Origin of the sequence: Achromobacter sp. HZ01, assembly GCF_003267925.1 — a bacterium.
GTDB classification, from domain to species: domain Bacteria; phylum Pseudomonadota; class Gammaproteobacteria; order Burkholderiales; family Burkholderiaceae_B; genus Achromobacter; species Achromobacter pulmonis_A.
The window spans coordinates 540,512-561,200 of the sequence record NZ_LWKV01000003.1; the positions used below are offsets into that span (position 1 = coordinate 540,512).

The 20,689-nt window shown below is 68.6% G+C and carries 18 protein-coding genes; 12 read left to right on the forward strand and 6 right to left on the reverse strand.

The window, feature by feature from the left end; all coding sequences use genetic code 11:
* Positions 1–31 precede the first annotated feature (31 nt).
* Positions 32–1,345, reverse strand: coding sequence for an MFS transporter (locus A6B37_RS18565; RefSeq protein ID WP_111826577.1), 1,314 nt, complete (start codon positions 1,343–1,345; stop codon positions 32–34).
* Positions 1,346–1,483: 138 nt separating this feature from the next.
* Between A6B37_RS18565 and argE the strand changes: the two genes are divergently transcribed.
* The 7 genes from argE to A6B37_RS18600 all read left to right on the forward strand — a co-directional run bounded on the left by argE (position 1,484) and on the right by A6B37_RS18600 (position 9,287).
* Entirely contained in the window at positions 1,484–2,635 is a 1,152-nt protein-coding gene (gene argE / locus A6B37_RS18570) for an acetylornithine deacetylase (protein WP_102774399.1), read from the forward strand.
* A gap of 129 nt (positions 2,636–2,764) precedes the next feature.
* The gene (trpB, locus tag A6B37_RS18575) at positions 2,765–3,964 is read left to right on the forward strand and encodes a tryptophan synthase subunit beta (protein WP_102774400.1); all 1,200 of its coding nucleotides are present in this window, start codon (positions 2,765–2,767) and stop codon (positions 3,962–3,964) included.
* An 11-nt stretch (positions 3,965–3,975) separates the two neighbouring features.
* The gene (trpA, locus tag A6B37_RS18580) at positions 3,976–4,839 is read left to right on the forward strand and encodes a tryptophan synthase subunit alpha (protein ID WP_111826578.1); all 864 of its coding nucleotides are present in this window, start codon (positions 3,976–3,978) and stop codon (positions 4,837–4,839) included.
* Between the two features lie 36 nt (positions 4,840–4,875).
* Positions 4,876–5,751, forward strand: a complete 876-nt coding sequence (gene accD, locus A6B37_RS18585) for an acetyl-CoA carboxylase, carboxyltransferase subunit beta (protein ID WP_102774402.1) — start codon at positions 4,876–4,878, stop codon at positions 5,749–5,751.
* Positions 5,752–5,965: 214 nt separating this feature from the next.
* The gene (locus A6B37_RS18590; RefSeq protein WP_102774403.1) at positions 5,966–6,514 is read left to right on the forward strand and encodes an acyloxyacyl hydrolase; all 549 of its coding nucleotides are present in this window, start codon (positions 5,966–5,968) and stop codon (positions 6,512–6,514) included.
* 183 nt (positions 6,515–6,697) lie between these two features.
* Positions 6,698–7,705, forward strand: coding sequence for a tripartite tricarboxylate transporter substrate binding protein (locus A6B37_RS18595; RefSeq protein ID WP_111826579.1), 1,008 nt, complete (start codon positions 6,698–6,700; stop codon positions 7,703–7,705).
* Between the two features lie 34 nt (positions 7,706–7,739).
* Entirely contained in the window at positions 7,740–9,287 is a 1,548-nt protein-coding gene (locus A6B37_RS18600) for an altronate dehydratase family protein (RefSeq protein ID WP_111826580.1), read from the forward strand.
* Positions 9,288–9,327: 40 nt separating this feature from the next.
* On the opposite strand, the gene A6B37_RS18605 is transcribed toward A6B37_RS18600, so the two are convergent.
* The gene (locus A6B37_RS18605) at positions 9,328–10,263 is read right to left on the reverse strand and encodes a dihydrodipicolinate synthase family protein (RefSeq protein ID WP_111826581.1); all 936 of its coding nucleotides are present in this window, start codon (positions 10,261–10,263) and stop codon (positions 9,328–9,330) included.
* A gap of 171 nt (positions 10,264–10,434) precedes the next feature.
* Between A6B37_RS18605 and A6B37_RS18610 the strand changes: the two genes are divergently transcribed.
* Complete coding sequence (locus A6B37_RS18610; protein WP_111826582.1) at positions 10,435–11,364, forward strand: LysR family transcriptional regulator; 930 nt, start codon at positions 10,435–10,437, stop codon at positions 11,362–11,364.
* Positions 11,365–11,397: 33 nt separating this feature from the next.
* Here A6B37_RS18610 and A6B37_RS18615 read toward each other — a convergent pair whose 3' ends face one another.
* Entirely contained in the window at positions 11,398–14,433 is a 3,036-nt protein-coding gene (locus tag A6B37_RS18615) for an Rne/Rng family ribonuclease (protein ID WP_111826583.1), read from the reverse strand.
* Positions 14,434–14,944: 511 nt separating this feature from the next.
* Here A6B37_RS18615 and A6B37_RS18620 point away from each other — a divergent pair.
* The 4 genes from A6B37_RS18620 (at position 14,945) to msrQ (ending at position 18,326) form a co-directional block, all read left to right on the forward strand.
* Complete coding sequence (locus A6B37_RS18620) at positions 14,945–15,922, forward strand: RluA family pseudouridine synthase (RefSeq protein WP_111826584.1); 978 nt, start codon at positions 14,945–14,947, stop codon at positions 15,920–15,922.
* Between the two features lies 1 nt (position 15,923).
* Complete coding sequence (locus tag A6B37_RS18625; RefSeq protein WP_111826585.1) at positions 15,924–16,586, forward strand: HAD family hydrolase; 663 nt, start codon at positions 15,924–15,926, stop codon at positions 16,584–16,586.
* Positions 16,587–16,717: 131 nt separating this feature from the next.
* On the forward strand, positions 16,718–17,680 hold the full coding sequence (msrP, locus tag A6B37_RS18630) for a protein-methionine-sulfoxide reductase catalytic subunit MsrP (protein ID WP_111826586.1): 963 nt from the start codon (positions 16,718–16,720) through the stop codon (positions 17,678–17,680).
* Positions 17,681–17,687: 7 nt separating this feature from the next.
* Positions 17,688–18,326 (forward strand): protein-methionine-sulfoxide reductase heme-binding subunit MsrQ, encoded by a 639-nt coding sequence (gene msrQ / locus A6B37_RS18635; protein ID WP_111826587.1) that lies wholly within the window; start codon positions 17,688–17,690, stop codon positions 18,324–18,326.
* Between the two features lie 191 nt (positions 18,327–18,517).
* Here msrQ and A6B37_RS18640 read toward each other — a convergent pair whose 3' ends face one another.
* Genes A6B37_RS18640 through A6B37_RS18650 form a run of 3 tightly spaced genes read right to left on the reverse strand, consistent with a single transcriptional unit; the run spans position 18,518 to position 20,625 of the window.
* Entirely contained in the window at positions 18,518–19,303 is a 786-nt protein-coding gene (locus tag A6B37_RS18640; RefSeq protein ID WP_111826588.1) for an N-acetylmuramoyl-L-alanine amidase, read from the reverse strand.
* Between the two features lie 3 nt (positions 19,304–19,306).
* Positions 19,307–20,017, reverse strand: coding sequence for an SAM-dependent methyltransferase (locus A6B37_RS18645; RefSeq protein ID WP_102774414.1), 711 nt, complete (start codon positions 20,015–20,017; stop codon positions 19,307–19,309).
* The gene (locus A6B37_RS18650; protein WP_111826589.1) at positions 20,014–20,625 is read right to left on the reverse strand and encodes a Maf family nucleotide pyrophosphatase; all 612 of its coding nucleotides are present in this window, start codon (positions 20,623–20,625) and stop codon (positions 20,014–20,016) included. Before A6B37_RS18650 ends, A6B37_RS18645 begins: the two co-directional genes overlap by 4 nt.
* Positions 20,626–20,689: the final 64 nt, after the last annotated feature.

Consider the following 20,689-nt stretch of genomic DNA (forward strand, 5'->3'; position numbering starts at 1 on the left):
GCGCGCGACGCCGCGGGCTGGCGGGGCCGCTTCAGTGGTCGAGCGCGTCGTGGGCGCGTTCGCGCATGTAGAACGCGGCGACCAGGCCCAGGGCCACGCCGAACATGACGTAGTAGGCCGGCGCCATCGGCGAGCCGGTGGTCTTGATCAGCCAGGTCACGATGAACTGGGCGAAGCCGCCGAAGATCATCACGGCCACGTTATAGGCCAGCGACAGGCCCACCGAACGCACGCGCGCCGGGAACAGCTCGGCCATGACCGTGCTGAACACGCCGAAGAAGGCCGACACGAACAGGCAGACCACCACCTGCACGGTCAGCAGGCGCGCGATCGAGGGCGCGTCCGACAGCCAGTGGTACAGCGGATACAGCACCAGCAGGTAGCCGATCAGCGAGCCGAGCACGATGGGACGGCGGCCGACGCGGTCGGACCAGGCGCCCATGAACGGCGTGAGCAGCACCATCAGCGCCGCGCCCGCCATCTGCACCAGGAAGGTCTGGTTCAGCGGCAGTTTCAGGATCTGGGTGGAGTAGGTCACCAGGTAGGTGAAGGTGATGTAGATGGAAACCGTGGCGGTCACCACCAGGCCCACGCCGATCAGGGTTTCGCGGGTATGCGTCTTCAGCATCTGGCCCAGGGTCAGGCGCTGCACGTCGCCGCGCGCGGCGGCCTGGCGCTCTTCTTCCTTGATCTGCTTGAAGGCGTCGGTTTCGTCGACGTTGCGGCGGATATAGATGGCGATCGGCACGATGACCAGGCCGAAGGCGAAGGGCAGGCGCCAGGCCCAGTCGGCGATCTGCTCGGGCGTGAAGAACTCGGTGATGAGCGTGCCGCAGGCCGCGCCGATCAGCAGCGCCAGCATCTGGCCGGCCATCTGCCACGAGCCGTAGAAGCCGCGGCGGCCGTTGGGCGCCATTTCGATCAGCAGCGCCGTAGACGTGCCGAACTCGCCGCCCGCCGAGAAGCCCTGCAGCAGGCGCGCGATCAGGATGAAGATCGGCGCCAGGATGCCGGCGGCATGGTAGGTGGGGGCGACGGTGATCAGCGCGATGGACACGGCCATCAGCGAGGTGACCAGCACCATGGCCGCCTTGCGGCCCTTTTTGTCGCCGTACAGGCCCAGGATGATGCCGCCCACCGGACGCATGAAGAAACCGACGCCGAAAATGGCCGTGGTCATCAGGATGGCGTTGAGCTCGCTGCCGGGCACGCTCGGGTCGGTGGGGAAAAAGAGCTTCGATATGATCGGCGTCATGAAGGCGAACACCAGGAAGTCATACCATTCCAGGGCGTTGCCGATTACCGCCGCCACGATGTTGCGCGTGGGAACTGCCTTGTGCTGCACGATGTCTCCTCAGGGGGATGTTTGCTGATTCCGGGCGACATTCTAGTGCCCTGTCCGGCCGGCGCCTCCGGACGGGGGGCCGAGACGCGCGCGCCGGCTGGCTTTACACTTCTCTTTTTCCCCCACGAGAGTAGTGACATGAACGCGCGCACCTGGCTGGAAACGCTGGTCGGTTTCGACACCACCAGCCGCAATTCCAATCTTGCCCTGATCGAAACCGTCCGCGATTGGCTCAAGGGCCAGGGCGTCGACGCGTGGCTGGCGCACAATCCGGAGCGCACCAAGGCCAACCTGTTCGCCACCCTGCCGGCGCAGGACGGCGGCCAGCAGGGCGGCATCGTGCTGTCGGGCCACACCGACGTGGTGCCGGTCGACGGCCAGGACTGGAGCACCGATCCGTTCAAGCTGGTGGAAAAGGACGGCCTGCTGTATGGCCGCGGCGCCTGCGACATGAAGGGCTTCATCGCCGGCTCGCTGGCGCTGGTGCCGGAATTCCTGGCCATGCCGCGCAAGAAGCCGATCCACCTGGCCTTTTCCTATGACGAGGAAGTCGGCTGCGCGGGCGCGCCCTACATGCTGGCCGACCTGCACGACCGCGGCATCCGGCCGGAAGGCTGCGTGGTGGGCGAGCCCACCGGCATGCAGGTGGTGGTGGCGCACAAGGGCATCAACCTGTTTCGCTGCAAGGTGCACGGCAAGGCGGCGCACTCGTCGCTGACCCCGCGCGGCTGTAACGCCATCGAATACGCCGCCCGCCTGATCTGCCGCATCCGCGACCTGGCCGACAGCTTCAAGGCCCAGGGTCCGTACGACCAGTTCTACGACGTGCCGTTCTCCACCATGACCACCAACCAGATCCAGGGCGGCATCGCGGTCAACACCATTCCCGAATCCTGCGAGTTCAGCTATGAATTCCGCAACCTGCCGGGCATGCAGCCGGACGCCATCCAGGCCGAGGTCGAGAAATACGTGCGCGAGGAACTGCTGCCGCGCATGAAGGCCGAGTTCGAGGGCGCCAGCATCGAGATCGAGACCGGCGCGGCCGCCCCGGCGCTGGAAGCCTCGGAAGAGGCCGCCATCACCCAGCTGGTGCGCGCCCTGACCGAAGACCGCGCCACGCGCAAGGTGGCCTACGGCACCGAGGCCGGCCTGTTCCAGGGCATCGGCATCCCGACGGTGGTCTGCGGCCCCGGCCACATCGAACAGGCCCACAAGCCCGACGAATACGTGGCGCTGGACCAGCTCGCGTCCTGCGAAACCTTCCTGCGCCGCCTCGGGCAGTCGCTCTGACGCCGCCGCGGCGGTTTCCAGGCCCGGGCGCGGCCGCGCCCGGGCGGCTGCCGCGTCAGGTAAAATGCCGGGTTGCAAACTGGATTTGCGGCCGGTAATGGCCTGCCGCGATGCCGGGGGAGATGCTAGTTGAAACCTTACGACTTTCCGGATGCCCAGGGCCATTTCGGCCCCTACGGCGGCGTTTTCGTGGCGGAAACGCTGATGCACGCGCTCGACGAGCTGCGCGCGGCCTACGACCGTTATCGTGTCGACCCCGCCTTCCTGGAAGAGTTCAATTATGAACTCAAGCATTTCGTCGGCCGGCCCAGCCCGGTCTACCATGCCCGCCGCTGGTCCGAACAGCTGGGCGGCGCCCAGATCTGGTTCAAGCGCGAAGACCTGAACCACACCGGCGCCCACAAGGTGAACAACTGCATCGGCCAGGCCCTGCTGGCCAAGCGCATGGGCAAGCCGCGCGTCATCGCCGAGACCGGCGCCGGCCAGCACGGCGTGGCCACCGCCACGGTGGCGGCCCGCTACGGCATGGAATGCGTGGTCTACATGGGCAGCGAAGACGTGCGCCGCCAGGCCTCCAACGTCTACCGCATGAAGCTGCTGGGCGCCACGGTGGTGCCGGTCACGTCGGGCTCGCGCACCCTCAAGGACGCGCTCAACGAAGCCATGCGCGACTGGGTCACCAACATCGAGAACACGTTCTACATCATCGGCACGGTGGCCGGGCCCGACCCGTACCCCCGCATGGTGCGCGATTTCCAGACCGTGATCGGCAACGAATGCCTGACCCAGATGCCCGAAGCCATCGGCCGCCAGCCCGACTACGTCGTGGCGGCGGTGGGCGGCGGCTCCAACGCCATGGGCATCTTCCATCCCTACATCCCGTACGAAAACGTGCGCCTGATCGGCGTCGAGGCGGCGGGCGAGGGCATGGACACCGGGCGCCACGCCGCCTCGCTGGCGGCCGGCCACGTGGGCGTGCTGCACGGCAACCGCACCTACGTCATGCAGGACGCAGACGGCCAGGTGCAGGAAACCCATTCCGTCTCGGCCGGCCTGGACTATCCCGGCGTCGGCCCCGAGCATGCCTGGCTGAAGGACTCCGGCCGCGCCGAATACGTGGGCATCACCGACGACGAGGCCCTCAAGGCTTTCCACGACTGCTGCCGGATCGAAGGCATCATGCCGGCGCTGGAGTCCTCGCACGCCATCGCCCAGGCGGTGAAAATGGCGCCCACGCTGGGCCGTGACGCCGTCATCCTGGTCAATTTGTCGGGCCGTGGCGACAAAGACATGCATACCGTCGCCGAGAAGGCCGGTATCGAGCTGTAAGGGTTCCGACCATGGCAACTCGCAACGACCGCATCGCCGCCGCCTTCGCGCGCACCGCCGAATCCGGCCGCGCCGCGGCGCTGATCCCGTACATCGCCGCGGGCGATCCCTCGCCGGCGGCCACGGTGCCCCTGATGCACGCGCTGGTCGAGGCCGGCGCCGACGTCATCGAGCTGGGCGTGCCGTTCTCGGACCCCATGGCCGACGGCCCCGTCATCCAGCGCGCCGCCGACCGCGCCATCGCGCAGGGCGTGGGCCTGGCCCGCGTGCTGGAAATGGTGGCCGAGTTCCGCCAGCGCGACGCCGACACCCCGGTGGTGCTGATGGGCTACGCCAACCCGATCGAACGCATGGGCCAGGACCGCTTCGCGCAGGACGCCGCCCGCGCCGGCGTGGACGGCGTGCTGGTGGTGGACTATCCGCCCGAGGAAGTGGTGGAGTTCGCCGCCACGCTGGGGCAGCAGGGCATCGCGCCGATCTTCCTGCTGGCGCCCACCTCCACCGAGGAACGCATCAAGGCCGTGGCCCAGGTGGCCCGCGGCTACGTCTATTACGTGTCGCTCAAGGGCGTGACCGGCGCCGGCTCGCTCAACACCGATGACGTGGCCGAGCGCGTGGCCCTGATCCGCCGCCACGTGCGCGACATCCCGGTCGGCGTGGGCTTCGGCATCCGCGACGCCGAGAGCGCCCAGCGCGTGGCGCGCGCCGCCGACGCGGTGGTCATCGGCAGCAAACTGATAGAAACCATGGAGCAGGCGGCGGCGGATGCCCCGGCTGCGCAAAAGAACGATGCCGCCGTCGCCGCCGCCAGCGGCTGGCTGCGCACGATCCGGCAGGCGCTGGATCAAGTGAAACGAGCAAACGCGTCGGCCTGACAGCGCGGGCGCGACCTCATACGGGATGAAAAATCAATGAGCTGGATCGAAAAACTCCTGCCTCCTCGCATCAATAAAACCAGCGACAGCGGCGCCCGCCGCGTTCCCGAAGGCCTATGGGTGAAATGCCCGTCGTGCGAGTCGGTGCTGTACAGCGAAGACCTGGCGGCCAACCTGCACGTCTGCCCCAAGTGCGACCATCACATGCGCATCGGGGCCCGCGCCCGCATCGATTCGCTGCTCGACGTGGAAGGCCGGGTCGAGATCGGCCAGACCACGCGTTCGGTCGACTCGCTGAAGTTCAAGGACACGCGCAAGTATCCCGAGCGCCTCCAGGAAGCGGTCAAGCAGACCGGCGAAAGCGACGCGCTGGTGGTCATGAGCGGCTCGATCCGCGGCGTGCCGGCGACGCTGGCCTGCTTCGAATTCGAATTCATGGGCGGCTCGATGGGCTCGGTGGTGGGCGAGCGCTTCGCGCGCGGCGCCCAGGCCGCCCTGGACAACAAGACCTCCTTCATCTGCGTGGCCGCCTCGGGCGGCGCGCGCATGCAGGAAAGCCTGCTGTCGCTGATGCAGATGGCCAAGACCAACGCCATGCTGACCCGCCTGTCGGCGGCCGGGCTGCCCTTCATCAGCGTGCTGACCGACCCCACCATGGGCGGCGTGTCGGCCAGCTTCGCCTTCATGGGCGACGTGGTCATCGCCGAACCCAAGGCGCTGATCGGCTTTGCCGGCCCGCGCGTGATCGAGCAGACCGTGCGCGAAAAACTGCCGGAAGGCTTCCAGCGCGCCGAATTCCTGCTGCAGAAGGGCGCCATCGACATGGTCGTGGACCGCCGCCAGCTGCGCGAGGAAATCGCGCGCCTGCTGGCGCTGCTGACCAACCAGCCGGCCGACGTGGTCACCGCCTGAAGCGCGCGAGCGCTCAAGCCAGATGCCGCCGGCGCCCCAGGGCGCCGGCGGCTTTTTGCATTCAGGACGGGCACGCCGCTTGCTGAGCGGCTAGCCGTTTTTGCGGAACAGTGTTTTCCATTCGCGATGTTGCCGCCGAGCGACAAAAATTACACGGTTTGGTCTGGTTTTTGCTATGTTGCAACCTAGAGTTGAAATAGACGGAGTTATTCCAATGCAGTCCACCAAGAACAAGATGCTTGCAGGCCTGGCCGGACTGGCCCTGGCGGCCACCGCGACCTTCGCGAATGCTCAATCGTCCGAAGGCACCCAGGGCGGAGTGAGCATGCATTACGGCATTGGAGACCATTACCAGCGCCTGACCCTCAACTACGAAACGCCTTCGGTCTGGACCCACCAGTTCGGCGGCAACTGGGGCCGCCTGGACCTGACGCCGGAATTCGGCGCCTCGTACTGGTGGGCCGACGGCTCGCGCTCGCCGGGCCACGTGTGGCAGTTCAACGCCATCCCGATGTTCCGCTGGTGGACCGGCGAACGCTTCTACATCGAAGCCGGCATCGGCGCCACGCTGTTTTCCAGCACCCGCTTCGCCGACGAGAACATCAGCACGGCCTTCCAGTTCGGCGACCACGTCGGCCTGGGCTTCCTGCTGACGCCGAACAACCGCATCGGCCTGCGCTATTCGCACTTCTCGAACGCCAGCATCAAGCGCCCGAACCCGGGCCTGGACGTGGTGCAGCTGACCTACACCTACCAGTTCTGAGCGGTAAGCGCTTCTCGAAAAATCCACCCGGCCGGGTGGATTTTTTTTGCCTGCGCGCGGCGCTGAAACCATAAAAATATTGTGCTTTGAAGGCGCATCCAGATGCTTGTACCGATGGGGTGCGATGGCCACAATGGCCTGGCATCGCCCGCCTCGACGCGGGCGGCCAACGGAGACAAAACCATGAAAAAACCCTGTACGACCGCGCGCCGGATGGCGCGCGGGCTCGGCGTCGTCGGCCTGGCCGCGGCGCTGCTGGGCGCCTCGGGCGCCGCGCTGGCCGAGGCGTTTCCCAGCAAGCCCTTGCGGATGGTGGTGGGCTTCGCGCCCGGCGGCGGCGCCGACATCGTGGCGCGCCTGATCGGCGCCAAAATGGCCGAGAACCTCGGGCAGCAGGTGGTGGTGGAGAACCGCGCCGGCGCCACCGGCACCATCGCCGCCGACAACGTGGCGCGTTCGCCGGCCGACGGCTATTCGCTGTTCCTGGGTTCGCAGTCCACCATGGTGGTCGCGCCCTCGCTGTTTCCGACGCTGCCGTTCAAGCCCGAGAAAGACTTCGCGCCGGTGTCGCAGGTGGTGACCATGCCCCTGATCCTGGTGGTCAATCCGGCCCTGGCCGACGTCGGCACGGCGCAGGAACTGGCCGACTACATCCGCAAGCGCGGCGACGCGGCGGTCAGCTACGCCTCGTCCGGCCAGGGCGGCCCGCAGCACATCGCCGGCGAGCTGTACGCGCACATGGTGGGCGCCAAGGTGACCCACGTGCCGTACAAGGGAGAATCGGCGGCCATCGCCGACGTGCTGGGCGGGCACGTGCCGTACATGTTCGCCAACCTGCCCGTGGCGCTGCCCCATATCGCCTCGGGCAAGCTGCGCCCGCTGGCCATCACCAGCCTGAAACGCGATCCCAAGGCCCCCGGCATCCCGACGCTGGCCGAGTCCGGCTTCAAGGACTTCGAGGTCTCGACCTGGTACGGCGTGTTCGCGCCGGCCGCCACGCCGCGGCCCGTGGTCGACAGGCTGTCGCAATCCATCCGCGCCGCGCTGGACCAGGGCGACACGCAGGCCCGGCTGAGCGAACAGGGCTTCACCGTGGTGGGCAGCGACGCCGAGGCCTTCAGCCGCTTCGTGGGCGCGGAACTGCCGCGCTGGTCCGTGGTGATCCGCGACATCGGCATCAAGCCGGAATAGCCGCCTGCAACCTTCCTCCATCCGAGACGACGACATGATAGAAATGAATGAAAAGCGCGCCGCGGGGCCGGTGATACGGCTGCACTCCGGCGACAACATCGTGGTGGCGCGCGTGCCCATCGCCATTGGCATGGCCGTGCCCTCCGAGGGCATCGTCAGCCGCAGCCAGATTCCGGCCGGGCACAAGATCGCGGCGCGCGACCTGCGCGCCGGCGAGCCCATTCTCAAGTACAACGTCTGCATCGGCTTCGCCGCGGCCGACATCCCGGCCGGCACCTACGTGCATGCCCACAACATGGCGTTCCAGGAGTTCGACCGCGACTACGCGCACGCGCGCGACTACGTGCCCACGCCGGTGCTGCCGGAGTCCGAACAGGCGACCTTCCAGGGCATCGTGCGCGCCAACGGCCAGGTGGCCACGCGCAACTTCATCGGCGTGATGGCGACGGTCAACTGCTCGGCCACGGTGGTGCATCGCATCGCCGAGGCCTTCACGCCCGAGCTGATGGCGGCCTATCCGAACGTGGACGGCGTGGTGGCGCTGAGCCACGGCATGGGCTGCGGCATGGAGATGTCGGGCGAGCCCATGGACCTGCTCAGGCGCACGATGGGCGGCTATGCCTGCCACGCCAACTTCGCGGCCGTGCTGATCGTGGGCCTGGGCTGCGAGCGCAACCAGCTCGACGCGCTGCTCAAGGACCAGGGGCTGGAGGCGGGCGCGCGCCTGAAGACCTTCATCATGCAGGAGACCGGCGGCACCCGCAAAACCATCGAGGCCGGCGTGGCCGCGCTGCGGGCCATGCTGCCCGAGGCCAACGCGGTCGAGCGCCGGCCGGTGCCGGCGCGCCACCTGAAGGTGGGCCTGCAGTGCGGCGGATCGGACGGGTTTTCGTCGATCACCGCCAACCCGGCGCTGGGCGCGGCCATGGACATCCTGGTGCGCCACGGCGGCACCGCCATCCTGTCCGAAACGCCGGAGATCTATGGCGTGGAGCACACGCTGACCTCGCGCGCGCGCAGCCGCGAAGTCGGCGAGAAACTGGTGCAGCGCATCCGCTGGTGGAAGGAGGAATACTCGCCGGGGCGCGACGTGCAGATCAACGGCAAGGTCAGCCCCGGCAACCAGATGGGCGGGCTGGCCAACATCTTCGAGAAATCGCTGGGCTCCTCGATGAAGGGCGGCACCACCGGCCTGATGGAGGTGTACCGCTACGCCGAGCCGGTGCGCGAGCCGGGCATGGTGTTCATGGACACGCCGGGATTCGATCCGGTCTCGGCCACCGGCCAGATCGCGGGCGGGGCCAACATGATCTGCTTCACCACCGGCCGCGGTTCGATGTTCGGCGCCAAGCCCGTGCCGTCGATCAAGCTGGCCACCAACACGCCGATGTATGAACGGCTGACCGAAGACATGGACGTCAATTGCGGCGAAATCCTGGACGGCGCGGCCAGCATGCAGGAGATGGGCCAGCGCATCTTCGAGGAGATCCTGCGGGTGGCCTCGGGCGCGCGCAGCAAGAGCGAGCTGCTGGGGCTGGGCGACCACGAGTTTGTGCCCTGGAACATCGGCGTGGTCAGCTAAACGGGCGGGCGATCCGGCGGGAATCGCCCGCGGCCGGCGTTCAGGCGTCGGCCAGCGCGGCGGCGCCCGGCATGTCGAAGCCGTTTTCGTCCAGGGCGGCGCGCAGCGCCGCGGCCTGGCCGGCGTTCAGCTCCACCAGGGGCGGGCGCACCGTGGCCCAGGCGCCGTCGCCGGATTTCCAGGCGATGGCGGCCTTCATGGCGGGAATCATGGGGAATTGCTGGAACACGTTGCGGGTGGCGTTCAGCCCGGCCTGGCGCGCGTCGGCGTCGGCCTCCTGCCAGCGCTGCTGCAGCGCCACGATGGGGCCGGGATTGACGTTGCCGGTGGCCGTGATGCAGCCCACGCCGCCGGCGCGCAGGGTCTGCAGCAGAAAGGCCTCGCTGCCCGCATAGACCTGGAAGCCGCGCGGCGCGAAGCGCTCGATCATGGCCGCGGTGTTGTTCCAGTCGCCGCCGCTGTCCTTCACGCCGGCGACGATGCCCGGATAACGCGCCAGCAGGCGGTCGATCAGGTCCAGGCTCAGCGGCACCTGGCTCACGGGGGGGATGTGGTACAGGTACATGCGCAGCCTGTCGTCGCCCACGCCCTCGATCAGCTCGGCGTAATAGCGGAACAGGCCCTCGTCGCTCACGCCCTTGTAGTAGAAGGGCGGCAGCACCAGCACGCCCATGCTGCCGCTGCGCACCGCGTGCCGGGTCAGCTCGACCGCGTCGGGCAGGGCGCAGGCGCCGGTGCCGGGCATCAGGGCCTGCGGCTCCACGCCGGCATCCAGCAGCGCGTCCAGCAGCTCGTGTTTTTCCGCCAGCGACAGCGAGTTCGCCTCCGAATTGGTGCCGAAAATCGCCAGCCCGACCGATTGCTCGCGCAACCAGCGGCAGTGCTTCACATAGCGGCCCAGGACCGGCCGGTAGCGTTCGTCGAACGGCGTCAGGACCGGAGAGAAAACGCCGGGAATGCGGGCTTGGGTCGTCATGGTCTGTACTCGTAGTCGGGGTTCGGGAATGGCGCGCCGCGGCGGCGCGCCAGCAACACCTGATTCTGGCACCGATCCGGCCCATGAACATCTGCTGTTTAATTGCTTCAATCCATAAAATTGTTATGGTTTGCCGTAACGCAAACCGGCGGCCGGAAAAAGGGGGAGACCGTGGATACGCGATATGTGCAGAGCTTTGTGACAGTGGTCGAAAGCGGCTCGCTGGCCGAGGCGGCGCGGCGCCTGGACTTGACCCCGGCCGCCATCGCCGCGCGCGTGCGCACGCTGGAGGAGGAGCTGGGCGCGACGCTGATCAAGCGCGTGGGCCGCAGCGTCAAGGCGACCGAGGCGGGCCTGAAGGCGCTGGAGCGGGCCCGCGCCGTGCTGCGCGAGGTGCGCGACCTGCGCGCCAGCGCCGGCGACGACGCGCCGCTGGGCGAATTGCGCCTGGGCGTGTCGGCCTCGGCCCTGACCGGCACCATGCCCATCGTGCTGGCGCGCCTGTACCGGCGCATGCCGAAACTGGCCGTGTTCATGGAGCCGGGCACCTCCAAGCACCTGTACCACCGGGTGGTCAACGGCGACCTGGACGCCGCCTTCATCGTCAAGCCGCAGTTCAACCTGTCCAAGGGCTACGCGTGGCGGCTGGTCACCGAGGAGCCGCTGGTGGTGCTGGCGCCGCCGGACACCGCCGGCGACGACGCCCACGAACTGATGCGGACCCAGCCCTTCATCCGCTACGACCGCAATGTCTGGGGCGGCCGGCTGGCCGACCAGTACCTGCGCCAGCACGGCATCGCCCCGCGCGAGCGCCTGGAGGTCGACGGCCTGATGGGCATCGCCTGCATGGTTTCGGAAGGGCTGGGCGTGTCGCTGGTGCCCGACTGGGCGCCGGACTGGCTCGACAGCCGGCGCGTCAAGCGCGTGCCGCTGCCCGGACGCGCGCCGCTGCGCCGCATGGGCATTCTGTGGGCGCGCCACATGCCGCACTCGGCCCTGGCCGAAGCCTTCGTGGAAGAGGCCGCGCTGGCCCTGAACCTGCCTGACAGCGCCAGGGGAAGACTGAGCGGCACGCCAAATGAAAACGCCCCGGAAACTTGAATCTCCGGGGCGTTTGGCTGGGAGCCGGACGGCTTAGTGGCGCGTCTCGACCTGGACCAGCGGTTCGTTGGACACGGGCGCGACCGGCTTGCGCTCGCGGCCCAGGCGGACCGGCTTGTGCGCGGCCGCGATGCGCAGCTGCGTCTGGGCGTGGCGGTCCGGGTCGGTCTCGATCCATTGCAGGCCGGCGGCATTGACCACTTCATGCAGGGCCTGGGCCTTGGCCGACGGCGCCGAGGCCGGCACCACGATGGGCTGCTGCGCGCCGGCTGCCGCCGCCGGGGCGGCTTCGGCCGGGGCCGGGGCTGCCGCGACCACCGGTTCGACGGCGGCGGCTTCCTCGGGCGCGGCGGGCGCCGCGGGCGCGGACACCACGCTGGCGGGCTGCACCGTCACCGGTTGCGTGGCCTGGACCGGTTCCTCGGCTTGCGGGGCGGTTTCGGCGGGCGCGGGGGCGGCGACTTCGGCGGCGACTTCCGTGGTCGCTTCGGCGGTCACTTCCGTGGTCGCTTCAGCGGTCACCTCGGTGCTTACCTCGGCAGCGGCTTCGGCGACCGGGGCTTGCGCCTGGACCTGCGCCGAAGCCGGCTGGGCGGCCGGTTCGGACTCGGCGGCGGACTCGGCGGCGGCTTGCGGCTGTTCGCCGGCTTCCTCGTCGGCGCCTTCTTCGAGCTGCTCGTCGCCGGCGCTCACGCCTGCTTCTTCCTGGCTGCGGCGGCCGCGGCGGCTGCGGCGGCGGCGGCGCTTGCGCTCCGGATCGGCCGCGCCTTCGGCGCCTTCGGCGGCCGGCGCCGCGTCAGCGGCCTGCTCGGCCGTGGCGTCGGCGGCGGCTTCCTCGGCGGCCTGGACGGCCTGGGCCGCGGGCTGGCGGGTGTCGGGCAGGGCGGTGGCGACCGTCTGGGCCAGCGCGGCGACCATGCTTTCCTGTTCGCTCATCGGGGCGTCGGACTGGCCTTCCTCGCGGCGGTTGCGGCCGCGGCCGCGACGGCGGTTGCGGCCGGCGCCGGCGTCTTCACCGGCGGCCTGGTCGGCCTGCTCGGGGCGGCTGGAGGCCAGGGCCGCCTGCGTGGCCTGGGTGTCGCGCTCGGCGCGGGCTTCGCTGCGCTGGTGGCGCTCGCCGCGTTCCTGGCGCTCGCCCTCGGCGCGACGGCCGCCGCGCACGTGGTGACGGCCGCCTTCGCCGCCCTCGGCGCCTTCGCCGCGCGCTTCATTGCGGCGGTTGCGGTTGCGGTCCGAACCGTGGCGCTCGCCGCGGCGTTCCTGGCCGTCATGGGCCGAGCGGCCCTTGCCGCGGCCGGAGGCGGCGCGCTTGGCGCTGTCTTCCTGGACGGCGGGGGCGGGCTTGGCGGTTTCGGCGTTGCCGGTCAGCCAGCCGACCAGGCGCTTGAACAGGCCGCCCAGGCCGCCGCCGGCGGGAGCGGGCGCGGCAGCGGCGGGCGCCGGAGCCGGGGTCGAAACGGGAGCGGGCTGCGAGGGCGTGATGCCCTTGACCAGCGCTTCCGGACGCGACTTGACTTCGTGCTCGCGCGGCTGCCAGGGGGCGTCCGTGGCCGGGGCCTCGACCAGCTCGAAGCTGGTCTTGAGCTCTTCCAGGCGCGGATCGTCGTGGCGCAGGCGCTCGATGTGGTGGTGCGGGGTCTCCAGGTGCTTGTTGGGGATCAGCAACAGGTTGACCTTGAGGCGGGCTTCCATCTTGGTGATGTCGGCGCGCTTTTCGTTCAGCAGGTAGGTGGCCACGTCCACCGGCACTTGCGCGTGCACGGCGGCGGTGTTTTCCTTCATGGCCTCTTCCTGCAGCAGGCGCAGCACGTGCAGGGCGCTGGATTCCGCGTCGCGGATCACGCCGGTGCCGTTGCAGCGCGGGCAGGTGATGTGCGAGCCTTCGTTCAGGGCCGGGCGCAGGCGCTGGCGCGACAGTTCCATCAGGCCGAAGCGCGAAATCTTGCCCATCTGGACGCGGGCGCGGTCGAAATGGAGCGCGTCGCGCAGGCGCTGTTCGACGGCGCGCTGGTTCTTGCTGTCCTCCATGTCGATGAAGTCGATGACGATCAGGCCGCCCAGGTCGCGCAGGCGCAGCTGGCGGGCCACTTCGTCGGCCGCTTCCGAGTTGGTGCGCAGCGCGGTTTCCTCGATGTCGGCGCCGCGGGTGGAGCGGGCCGAGTTGACGTCCACCGACACCAGCGCCTCGGTGTGGTCGATGACGATGGCGCCGCCCGAGGGCAGCTGCACCGTGCGCGAGTACGCCGTCTCGATCTGGTGTTCGATCTGGAAGCGGGAGAACAGCGGGATGTCGTCGCGGTAGCGTTTGACGCGCTGGACGTTGTCAGGCATCACCACGCTCATGAAGGCGGTGGCCTGGTCGGCGATCTCGTCGGTATCGATGAGGATTTCGCCGATTTCGGGGGAGAAGTAGTCGCGGATGGCCCGGATGACCAGGCTGGACTCGAGGTAGATCAGGATGGGCGCGGAGTTGTCGCGCGCGGCGCCGTCGATGGCGGTCCAGAGCTGCAACAGGTAGGACAAGTCCCACTGGAGTTCTTCGACGCTGCGGCCGATGCCGGCGGTGCGGGCGATGATGCTCATGCCCTGGGGCAGTTCGAGCTGCTCCATGGTGTCGCGCAGTTCCTGGCGGTCCTCGCCCTCGACGCGGCGCGAAACGCCGCCGCCGCGGGGGTTGTTGGGCATCAGGACCAGGTAGCGGCCGGCCAGCGAGATGAACGTGGTCAGGGCCGCGCCCTTGTTGCCGCGCTCTTCCTTCTCGACCTGGACGATCAGTTCCTGGCCTTCGCGCAGGGCGTCCTGGATGCGGGCGCTGCGCACGTCCACGCCTTCCTTGAAGTAGCTGCGGGCCACTTCCTTGAAGGGCAGGAAACCGTGACGGTCTTCACCGTAGTTGACGAAGCAGGCTTCGAGGCCGGGTTCGATCCGGGTAATGACACCTTTGTAGATATTGCCTTTGCGTTGTTCGCGGCCGGCAGTCTCGATGTCGAGGTCGATGAGTTTCTGCCCATCGACGATAGCGACGCGTAATTCTTCCTGGTGCGTCGCATTGAACAGCATGCGCTTCATGAGAGGGGTTCTCCGTTGTCATGACGCGCCGATATCGGCGCGTGACCTCGGGTCACTCGGGCTGCGGACTGAAGCGGGCAAGAAAGAATGCGGACCGTACCTGGGCGGCGCCCAGGCGTATCCGCCGCGGGTCAGGCGGGCACGTCGTGCCGTGGGGCACGGGGTTCTGTCAGCAGGAGGGTCAGCTTCACTGAATGTGGTTTGACGGAAAGATTGCTGTGAACGGCAGTTGCGGCAGGAGTGGTTGCCGGCACGCAACTGGTGCTTTAAATATGCGACGATTCTTGCAGTGCTTCAGAGCCGCTTGCGGCATGCAACGGACCTGCTGGGACAGCGGGCAAAATGAATGCCACACCACTGTTCCGCAGGGCGCGGTTGCGCCGGCGACCAAGAGACCCAGAGGCTGAAATGAGCAGGCAGTACAATGGCGGCCCACGCGCTCGACGGAGTTGCGCACTTTGCATCTCTACGTCAGGCGGCTAGTTCAGCCCCTTCAGGCTGTCCCGATTATATGTCGCTTTCCGCAATGCGCAAAGAAACTTCCTCCCCTGTCTCCCTCTCTAAAGCCGCTCCCGCCGTCCGCATGGTCGAGGTGGGCGCCGAGCATGCCGGCCAGCGCCTGGACAACTACCTGGTGCGGCTGTGCAAGGGCGTGCCCAAGACGCATATCTATAAAGCCATCCGGGGCGGCGAGGTGCGGGTAAACAAGGGACGTATCTCGGCCGATTACCGCGTGGCCGAAGGCGACATGGTCCGCATCCCGCCGCTGCGCCTGCCCGACCCGGGCGCGCCGCGCCCGGTGCCCGGCGCCGAGTTCCCGGTGGTGTTCGAGGACGACTCCCTGCTGGTGGTGGACAAGCCCGCCGGCGTGGCGGTCCACGGCGGCAGCGGCGTGTCCTTCGGCGTGATCGAGCAGCTGCGCGCCGCGCGGCCCGACGCCAAGTTCCTGGAACTGGTGCACCGGCTGGACCGCGAGACCTCCGGGCTGCTCATGGTAGCCAAGAAGCGCAGCGCGCTGCTGGCGCTGCACGCCATGCTGCGCGAAGGAAAAGGGGACAAGCACTACCTGGCCCTGGTCGAGGGCGATTGGGTCAACGACCGCCAGCACATCAAGCTGGGCCTGTCCAAGTGGACCACGCAGTCGGGCGAACGCCGCGTCAAGGTGGACCCGGACGGCCAGTCGGCCCACACCATCGTCACCCTCAAGCGCCGTTTCGGCGATTACAGCCTGGTCGACGCCGAATTGCGCACCGGGCGCACGCACCAGATCCGGGTGCACCTGGCGGCCAGCGGCTTTCCCATCGTGGGCGACGACAAATACGGCCACGACGAAGTGCGGGCGCACTTCGCGCGCCTGGGCTTCGGCCGGATGTTCCTGCACGCCCACCAGCTGACCCTGAACCACCCCGTCACGGGCGAGCCGCTGACGCTGACGGCCGAACTGCCCCCGGCCTGCCTGAAAATACTGAAACAACTGGAGTCTGCCTGATATGTCGTATTCGCTGGTCGTGTTTGACTGGGATGGCACCCTGATGGATTCCACGCACAGCATCGTGGCCGCCATCCAGGGCGCCTGCCGCGACCTGGAACTGGCGGTGCCGTCGGCTTCCGACGCCAGCTGGGTGATCGGCCTGTCCCTGGAAAGCGCGCTGCGGCGGGCGGTGCCCGAACTGACCCAGACCATGCTGCCGCGCTTCCTGGAGCGCTACCGCACCCATTACCTGCTGCGCGACCCGGAACTGCGCCTGTTCGACGGCGTGCGCGAGCTGCTGACCGAACTGGCCGGGCACAACGTGCGCCTGGCGGTGGCCACCGGCAAGAGCCGCGTCGGCCTGACCCGCGCCTTGGCCGCCACCGGCCTGGGCCCGCTGTTCGACGCCACCCGCACCGCCGACGAAACCTTCAGCAAGCCGCACCCGGCGATGCTGCACGAATTGATGCAGGAGCTGGACGTGGCGCCCGAGCGCGTGGTGATGATCGGCGACACCTCGCACGACCTGCAGATGGCGGCCAACGCCGGCGTGCATGGGCTGGGCGTCACTTATGGCGCGCACACCCTGAAGGAGCTTGAGGGTTGCGGCCCCCAGGCGGTGCTCGACAGCGTGCCCGGCGTGCGCGAGTGGCTGCTGGCCCGTACGGCGGCCGCGCAGTAACGCAGCAATACCGGACGCGGAACGTCCGGGCGGCGCGCGGGTCTATAACCAAATACCGCCAGCGCCGCGGAATATCATGGGGTCCTGTGCCGTCCATGGGTTATGCGAGGCGCCGCCGTACGGAGACCATGATGCTGATACGCAAGCCCGACGATATTCTTTCCTCCGAGATCACCCCCGAGGCCGTCTGGCGCTCGCGCCGCGAGCTGATGCTGCGGGCCGGGCTGGTGGCCGCCGCGGCAGGGCTGCCGGGCTGGGCGGCGCGCAGCGCGTTCGCGCAGGATGCCGGCGCGTTGCCGGGCAAGCCCAACCCGGCCTTCAGCGTGATGGACAAGCAGACCCCCTTGTCCGACATCACGTCCTACAACAACTTCTACGAATTCGGCCTGGACAAGAGCGATCCCGCCGCCAACGCCGGCAAACTCCAGACGCGCCCCTGGACCGTCAGCGTCGAGGGCGAGGCCGGCAAGCCGCGCACCTTCTCCATCGAGGAACTGCTCAAGCTGGCGCCCATGGAAGAGCGGGTCTACCGGTTGCGCTGCGTCGAGGGCTGGTCCATGGTCATCCCGTGGATGGGCTATTCGCTGGCCGAGCTGCTCAAGCAGGTCGAGCCCACCGGCAACGCCAAGTACGTGGAGTTCGTGACCGTGGTCCAGCGCGAGAACATGCGCGGCGTGCGCAGCGGGGTGCTGGACTGGCCCTATGTCGAGGGGCTGCGCATCGACGAGGCGATGAATCCGCTGTCCATGCTGGTCTTCGGCGTCTACGGCAAGCTGCTGCCGGGCCAGAACGGCGCGCCGGTCAGGCTGGCGGTGCCGTGGAAATACGGCTTCAAGTCGGCCAAGTCCCTGGTCAAGATCCGCCTGGTCGAAAAACCGCCCGTCTCCTCGTGGATGAAGGCCGCGCCGCAGGAATACGGCTTCTACGCCAACGTGAATCCCAACGTCCCGCACCCGCGCTGGAGCCAGGCGACCGAGCGCCGCATCGGCGAGGACGGCCTGTTCTCGCCCAAGCGCAAGACCCTGATGTTCAACGGCTACGGCGAACAGGTCGCCTCGCTCTACCAGGGCATGGACCTGAAGGCCAATTACTGAGGCGCGCATGGAAGCAGGCATTTCGCAGGCGCCGCCGCGCAGGACGCAGCTTTCCGCCAAGACCGTCGGGCGCTTCAAGCCCGTGCTGTTCCTGCTGGGGCTGGCGCCGTTCCTGCGCTGGTTCTGGCTGGGCGCCAATGGCGGCCTGACCGCCAATCCGGTCGAATTCCTGACCCGCTCTTCCGGCACCTGGACGCTGGTGTGCCTGCTGGTCACGCTGGCCATCACGCCGCTGCGCCGGCTGACCGGCCAGCCGGCCCTGGTGCGGCTGCGGCGCATGTGCGGGCTGTTCGCGTTCTTCTATGGCGCCATGCATTTCATGGCCTGGGTCTGGTGGGACCGCGGCTTCGACCCCGCGGCCATGCTGCGCGACATCGGCGAACGGCCCTTCATCACGGTGGGATTCGCGGCCTTCGTGCTGATGACCGCGCTGGCGGCCACGTCCACCCAATGGGCCATGCGCCGGCTGGGCAAGCGCTGGCAAAGCCTGCATCGCGCCGTCTATGCCATCGGGCTGCTGGCCATCCTGCACTACTGGTGGCACAAGGCGGGCAAGAACGACTTCGAAGCGCCGCTGATCTATGCGGCCGTGCTGGCGCTGCTGCTGGGATGGCGGGTGGTGGAGCGGTGGCGGCGGAATGCCTGATGGGTTTCGCGCGTTCGATGCTCGTGTTCTTGCCTGGAGAATCTCGCGCTGCACCCATCCTACGACGGTCGGAAACCGTACGGCGAGGAATCGTACGGCAATCCGGAATCGTAGGATGGGTGCAGCGCGAGACCCCTGAACAAAAACTCAGATATCGAACGCGCGAAACCCATCGGGCGGCGAAAGCCGCCTCACAACATCGCCAGCATGATGGCCGCCGTCTCGGCGTCCGGCTGCCCGTCGTACAGCGCCGGCCGGTAATGCATCTGGAACGCCGCCAGCGTGTTGATGGTGGCCTTGTCCAGCACGCCGTCCTGCGGGCAGGCGTAGCCCAGGCGCTGCAGCTGCTGCTGGAACCACGCCACGCCGGGAACGCCCTGCGCCTGCAGCCGGGCCAGGTGCGCGGCCGCGCCGGCCTCGTCGTACCAGCGCCCGATGCCGGCCCCGGCCAGCGCCTTCCATGGAAAGAGCGGTCCCGGATCGACCTTGCGCTGCGGCGCGATGTCGCTATGGCCCACCACGTTCTCGGGCGCGATGCCGTGGCGCTGGATGACGTCGCGCAGCAGCACGGTCAGCGCGCGCAGCTGGCGTTCGCCGTAGGGATGCCATAGCGGCTTGCCGTCCGGGCCGTCGGTCCAGCCGGGATTCACGATCTCGATGCCGATCGAGGTGCTGTTCATGGCGATGTTGCCGTACCAGGCGCTGGCGCCGGCGTGCCAGGCCGCCCGGTTTTCATCGACCAGGCGGTAGGTGCGGCCGGACTCGGTCACGAGGTAGTGGGCGCTGACCTTGCCGCGCGACAGCAGCTGCAGCGAGCGGGCGTCGTCGACCGAGGTGTAGTGCAGCACCACGGCGCGCACCCGGCTGGCCTGGCCGACCGCCGTGACGGAGGTGTCCAGTTCCAGGCCGGCGGGGCCGCGCGCGGCGCATCCGGCCAGGGCCGCGGCGGCCAGCAGCGCAAGAGCGGGGCGCAGCATGGCTCAGCGGGCCAGGTAGAGGAACAGGGTGGGCAGCTTGTCCAGCTGCGGCGCCGGCTGCTGTTTCCAGTCGGCCACGCTGCGGGTCTGGATCCATTCGTCGGCGGTGGTGACCGAGCGGGCCACGCACAGCCGGGTATCGCCCTTCAGGCTGGCCAGCAGCGTGGCGAACATGGCGGCGTTGCGGTAGGGCGTCTCGATCAGCAGCTGGGTCTGGTTGTGCCGGGCCGAATGCTGCTCCCAGGCGCGCAGCTGCCTGGCGCGCTCGGCGGGGTCGACCGGCGCGTAGCCGTGGAACGCGAAGCGCTGGCCGTCCAGTCCGCTGGCCATCAGGGCCAGCAGGATGGAGGACGGACCGACCCAGGGCCTGACCGTCAGGCCCTGCCGGTGGGCGGCCTCCACCACCTTGGCGCCCGGGTCCGCCACGGCGGGGCAGCCGGCCTCGGAGACCAGGCCGATCTCGGCGCCGCCGGCGATGGGCGCCAGCCAGGCCTTGATCTGGGCGGCGTCCACCCGGTCGTTCAGCGTGTGGACGGTGATTTCCTGCAGCGGCCGGACCGTGCCGATCAGCTTGAGGAAGGCGCGCGCGGTCTTGGCGTTCTCGGCGATGTAGGTGTCGAGCCGCCCGGCCAGGGCGCGCACTTCGGCGGGCAGCCAGCGCTCGGGCGGGGCCTCGCCCAGGCCCACGGGAATCAGGTGCAGCGCGCCGCTCATGCGGGCGCTCCGGGCACTCCGGGCGCGTCCAGCGGATTTAGCCCGAAGCGCATCAGCATGCTAGTCAGCGCGATCAGCGGCAGGCCGATGATGGCGGTGGGGTCGTCGCTCTGGATGCTTTCCATCAGTGCGATACCCAGGCTTTCCGCCTTGGCGCTGCCTGCGGTATCGTAGGGTTCTTCGACGAGCAGATAGGCCACGATCGCCACGTCGCTCAGCTGGCGGAAGCGGCAGCGCGTGACGACGTCGGCCTTTTCCACCCGGCGGCCGTCGGTGACGGCCAGCGCGCTGTGGAATTCCACCTCCCGGCCCGACAGCGCCTGCAATTGCGCCATCGCGCGCGGGAGGTCGCCCGGCTTGCCGATGGGCTGCCCGTCCACGGTGGCCACCTGGTCGGAACCGATGACGATGCAGCCGGGGTGCTTTGCCGCCACCGCCATGGCCTTGGCCACGGACAGGCGCAGGGCCAGCGCCTCGGGCGTTTCGCCGGCGTGTGGTGTTTCGTCCACATCGGGCGAAATGGTGGTGAACGGCATGCACAGGCGGGACAACAATTCTTTGCGGTAGCGCGAGCTGGAGGCGAGGATGAGGCTGGGCTTCAAGGGCATACGATATTTGACGCTGATACGTAAGTCACAGTATTATCTAACGTTTTGCGGCATTTTTGCAGGA

What these genes read in the sequence shown, in the direction of transcription:
- msrP (WP_111826586.1), top strand. Translation starts at nt 16,718, where the DNA reads ATGCTGATACGCAAGCCCGACGATATTCTTTCCTCCGAGATCACCCCC.
- A6B37_RS18600 (WP_111826580.1), top strand. Translation starts at nt 7,740, where the DNA reads ATGATAGAAATGAATGAAAAGCGCGCCGCGGGGCCGGTGATACGGCTG.
- A6B37_RS18625 (WP_111826585.1), top strand. Translation starts at nt 15,924, where the DNA reads ATGTCGTATTCGCTGGTCGTGTTTGACTGGGATGGCACCCTGATGGAT.
- A6B37_RS18595 (WP_111826579.1), top strand. Translation starts at nt 6,698, where the DNA reads ATGAAAAAACCCTGTACGACCGCGCGCCGGATGGCGCGCGGGCTCGGC.
- A6B37_RS18640 (WP_111826588.1), bottom strand. Translation starts at nt 19,303, where the DNA reads ATGCTGCGCCCCGCTCTTGCGCTGCTGGCCGCCGCGGCCCTGGCCGGA.
- msrQ (WP_111826587.1), top strand. Translation starts at nt 17,688, where the DNA reads ATGGAAGCAGGCATTTCGCAGGCGCCGCCGCGCAGGACGCAGCTTTCC.
- accD (WP_102774402.1), top strand. Translation starts at nt 4,876, where the DNA reads ATGAGCTGGATCGAAAAACTCCTGCCTCCTCGCATCAATAAAACCAGC.
- A6B37_RS18590 (WP_102774403.1), top strand. Translation starts at nt 5,966, where the DNA reads ATGCAGTCCACCAAGAACAAGATGCTTGCAGGCCTGGCCGGACTGGCC.
- A6B37_RS18615 (WP_111826583.1), bottom strand. Translation starts at nt 14,433, where the DNA reads ATGAAGCGCATGCTGTTCAATGCGACGCACCAGGAAGAATTACGCGTC.
- argE (WP_102774399.1), top strand. Translation starts at nt 1,484, where the DNA reads ATGAACGCGCGCACCTGGCTGGAAACGCTGGTCGGTTTCGACACCACC.
- A6B37_RS18605 (WP_111826581.1), bottom strand. Translation starts at nt 10,263, where the DNA reads ATGACGACCCAAGCCCGCATTCCCGGCGTTTTCTCTCCGGTCCTGACG.
- A6B37_RS18620 (WP_111826584.1), top strand. Translation starts at nt 14,945, where the DNA reads ATGTCGCTTTCCGCAATGCGCAAAGAAACTTCCTCCCCTGTCTCCCTC.
- A6B37_RS18645 (WP_102774414.1), bottom strand. Translation starts at nt 20,017, where the DNA reads ATGAGCGGCGCGCTGCACCTGATTCCCGTGGGCCTGGGCGAGGCCCCG.
- A6B37_RS18650 (WP_111826589.1), bottom strand. Translation starts at nt 20,625, where the DNA reads ATGCCCTTGAAGCCCAGCCTCATCCTCGCCTCCAGCTCGCGCTACCGC.
- trpA (WP_111826578.1), top strand. Translation starts at nt 3,976, where the DNA reads ATGGCAACTCGCAACGACCGCATCGCCGCCGCCTTCGCGCGCACCGCC.